The organism is Sphingomonas sp. 1185 (assembly GCF_040544655.1).
Lineage (GTDB): Bacteria > Pseudomonadota > Alphaproteobacteria > Sphingomonadales > Sphingomonadaceae > Sphingomonas.
In genome coordinates, this window is record NZ_JBEPKL010000062.1 from 1 (window position 1) to 1,589 (window position 1,589).

Here is a 1,589-nt window from a genome sequence, read left to right on the forward strand (position 1 = left end):
CGATCTCGCCCAGATAGCCGGGGACGACATTGACCCCGGCCGCCTTGGCCAGCTTCTTCGACTCGATCTTGTCGCCCATCGCGGCGATGGCGTTCGGCGGCGGGCCGATGAACGCGACGCCCGCCTCGGCACAGGCGCGCGCGAAGCTCTCGCGCTCGGACAGGAAGCCGTAGCCGGGATGGATGGCATCCGCGCCCGTCGCCTTGGCGGCGGCGAGGATCAGCTCCGCTTTCAGATAGCTTTCGGCGGCGGGGGCTGGCCCCAGGCGCACCGATTCATCGGCCAGCCGGACATGCGGCGCGTTGGCGTCCGCATCGGAATAGACCGCGACCGTCGCGATGCCCATGGCCCTCGCGGTGCGGATCACCCGGCACGCGATTTCCCCGCGATTGGCGATCAGGATTTTCTGGAACACGGGGATACCTCTCCTTTTATGTCGTTGGTCCGTGTCGCCTGTTCCCCGGCAAAGGCCGGGGTCCAGTTTCCAAGACGCTGATGGCGCGCCGTGCCGCCTCGGGGGAGGCCTCTGCCACGCGCCATCGATGGTTCACCGCCACTGGGCCCCGGCCTGCGCCGGGGAACAGGGCGGTGGAAGCCTCACTCCGCCGCTTCCAATTCCACCTTGCACTCCGCCGCCATGGGGGTGAGCCCCAGCCGGGCGAAGAGTGCGGCGTCCTTGTCGTCGCCCGCATTGCCCGCGGTCAGCAGCTTGTCGCCGGTGAAGATCGAATTGGCGCCCGCCAGGAAGCACAAAGCCTGGGTCGCATCCGACATGCTCTCGCGCCCCGCCGACAGCCGGACCATCGAATGCGGCATGGTGATGCGCGCGACCGCAACGGTGCGAACGAATTCGATATCGTCGATCTTGGCGAGCGGCGTGTCGGCCAGCATATCGCCCAGCACCGTGCCCTTGACCGGCACCAGCGCGTTCACCGGCACGCTGCCCGGATGCACCGGCAGGGTGGCGAGCGCATGGATGAAGCCGACCCGGTCGCCGCGCGTCTCGCCCATGCCGACGATGCCGCCGCAACACACGTTGATGCCGGCATCGCGGACATGCTCCAGCGTCTCCAACCGCTCGCCGAAGCTGCGCGTGGTGATGACGTCGCCGTAACGCTCGGGCGAGGTGTCGATATTGTGGTTGTAATAGTCGAGCCCCGCCTCGGCCAGCGTCTGCGCCTGCGCATCGGTGAGCATGCCCAGCGTCATGCAGGTTTCCATGCCCATGGCGCGCACGCCCTTCACCATCTCGACGATGGCGGGCATGTCGCGGTCCTTGGGGTTACGCCAGGCCGCGCCCATGCAGAAGCGCGTCGAGCCGTGATCCTTTGCCTGCGCCGCCGCCTGCAGCACGGCGCGCGGGTCCATCAGCTTGGTCGCCTTCAGCCCGGTATCGGCATGGGTCGACTGGCTGCAATAGCCGCAATCCTCGGGGCAGCCGCCGGTCTTGATCGACAGCAGCGTCGACAACTGAACCTGATCGGCGGCATGATGCGCGCGGTGCGCCTCGGCCGCGCGGAACAGCAGCTCGGTGAAGGGCAGGTCGAACAGCGCGGCGATCTCGGCGCGGGTCCAGTCGGTGCGCGGGG

2 protein-coding genes are annotated in these 1,589 nt (G+C 68.3%); both read right to left on the minus strand.

Going from position 1 to position 1,589, the window contains the following annotated elements:
* The coding region (locus ABIC44_RS19580; RefSeq protein ID WP_354297091.1) for a biotin carboxylase N-terminal domain-containing protein at positions 1-415 on the minus strand (415 nt) is incomplete at its 3' end.
* 182 nt (positions 416-597) lie between these two features.
* Positions 598-1,589: biotin synthase BioB (bioB, locus tag ABIC44_RS19585; RefSeq protein WP_354297093.1), on the minus strand; the 992-nt coding region annotated here is incomplete at its 5' end.